Annotated in this window: 2 protein-coding genes; both read left to right on the forward strand. The window is 67.9% G+C overall.

Annotated features, from left to right (window positions below):
- Positions 1 to 1,123 (forward strand): AMP-binding protein (locus EOA75_RS32230; protein ID WP_127326092.1); only part of this gene is annotated, 1,123 nt, incomplete at its 5' end.
- On the forward strand, positions 1,123 to 2,051 hold a 929-nt coding region (locus tag EOA75_RS32235), incomplete at its 3' end, for a 2-dehydropantoate 2-reductase (protein WP_164747734.1). The genes EOA75_RS32230 and EOA75_RS32235, both read left to right, overlap by 1 nt.

The following is a 2,051-nucleotide window of genomic DNA, read 5'->3' on the forward strand; positions in this document are numbered from 1 at the left end:
GTCTTCGGCCAAGCCGGAGGCAACCGGCGGCCCGGTCGGGTCGCCGGTTGCCTCCGGCTTGGCCGAAGACAGCGACACCGCTCTCCTTCTGCATACCTCCGGCACTACATCGCGGCCGAAGCTGGTGCCGCTCAGCCACGCCAACCTCGCCGCCTCGGCCGCGCATATCGGCGCCACGCTGGGCCTGGGCTCGGCCGACCGCTGCCTCAACATCATGCCGCTGTTTCACATCCACGGGCTGATCGCGGCGGTGCTGTCCTCGCTCGCCGCCGGCGCCAGCGTCTTCTGCACGCCGGGCTTCAACGCGCTGCGCTTTTTCCAATGGCTCTCCGAAGCGAAGCCAACCTGGTATACGGCGGTGCCGACGATGCATCAGGCGATCCTGCCGCGCGCCGCGCGCAATCCCGAGCAACTGGCCGAAGCGAAGCTGCGTTTCATCCGCTCGTCGTCGGCCTCACTCCCGGCGCAGGTCATGGCAGAGCTGGAGGCGACTTTCGGCTGTCCGGTGATCGAGGCCTACGGCATGACCGAGGCTGCGCACCAGATGGCGTCCAACCGGCTGCCACCCGGACTGCGCAAGCCGGGCAGCGTCGGCGCCTCGGCCGGACCGGAAGTGGCCGTCATGGCGCCGGATGGAAGGCTGCTCGAGCCCGGCGAGATCGGCGAGATCGTCATTCGCGGCCCGAACGTCACCGCCGGCTACGAGAAGAATCCGGACGCCAACGCCAGCGCCTTCGCGCATGGCTGGTTCCACACCGGCGACCAGGGCGTGCTGGACGAGGACAATTATCTGCGCGTTACCGGCCGGCTGAAGGAGATCATCAATCGCGGCGGCGAAAAGATCTCTCCGCTCGAGGTCGATGGCGTGCTGATGGATCATCCGGCGGTGGCGCAGGTCGTCACCTTCGCCATGCCGCATGACAAGCTCGGCGAGGAAGTGGCTGCCGCTGTCGTGCTGCGGGAAGGCCAGAGCGCCAGCGAGGCCGACATTCGCGGCTTTGCCGCGACGCGGCTCGCCGATTTCAAGGTGCCGCGCAAGGTGGTGATCCTGGACGAGATCCCGAAGGGTGCCACCGGCAAATTGCAGCGCATCGGCCTCGCGGCAAAACTCGGTTTGAGCTGATGCGCATTACAGTCTTCGGCGCCGGCGCCATCGGCGGCTATCTCGCCGCCAAGCTGGCGATTGCCGGCCGCGTCGATCTGTCGATCGTCGCGCGCGGCGCGCATCTCGAAGCGATCCAGGCCGATGGCCTACGCCTGATCGAGGACGGCAAGGAGACGATCGCCCGGGTGAGAGCAGCGGCCACGGCCGAAGAACTCGGTATTCAGGATTACGTGGTGCTGGCGCTGAAAGCGCATTCTCTGGCGCCGGCGCTGGGCGAGATTGCACCGCTGCTGGGCGAGGGGACAGCCGTCGTCACCATGCAGAACGGCGTGCCCTGGTGGTACTTCTACAAGGCCGGCGGCGCGCTCGAAGGCACGCGGCTTGATGCGGTCGATTCCGGCGGAAAGATCTGGGAGACCATCGGGCCTGAGCGCATCATCGGCTCCGTCGTCTATCCGGCCGTCGAGGTCGATGCGCCCGGGCGGATCCGCCATGTCGAGGGCACGCGCTTTTCGCTCGGCGAGCCTTCGGGCGAAAAGAGCGAGCGGGCGAGTGTGCTGGCGCGCGAGATGGTCAAGGCCGGGCTGCAGGCGCCGGTCCGCGAGGACATACGTTCGGAAATCTGGGTGAAGCTTTGGGGCAATCTTTCGTTCAACCCGATCTCGGCGCTGACCGGCAGCACGCTTGCGGCGATCGTCGCCGATGAAGGCACGCGGGCCGTCGCCCGCGCCATGATGCTGGAGGGGCAGGCGATTGGCGAGCGCCTCGGCGTGCGCTTCCTGATCCCCGTCGACCGGCGCATCAAGGGGGCCGGCGACGTCGGCGGGCACAAGACCTCGATGTTGCAGGACCTCGAACGCGGCCGCCCGATGGAGGTCGACGCGCTGGTAACGGCAGTGCAGGAGCTTGGCCGCCTGACCGGCCAGCCGACGCCGGCCATCGACAC

Origin of the sequence: Mesorhizobium sp. M1A.F.Ca.IN.022.07.1.1 (genome assembly GCF_003997575.1) — a bacterium.
GTDB lineage: Bacteria > Pseudomonadota > Alphaproteobacteria > Rhizobiales > Rhizobiaceae > Mesorhizobium.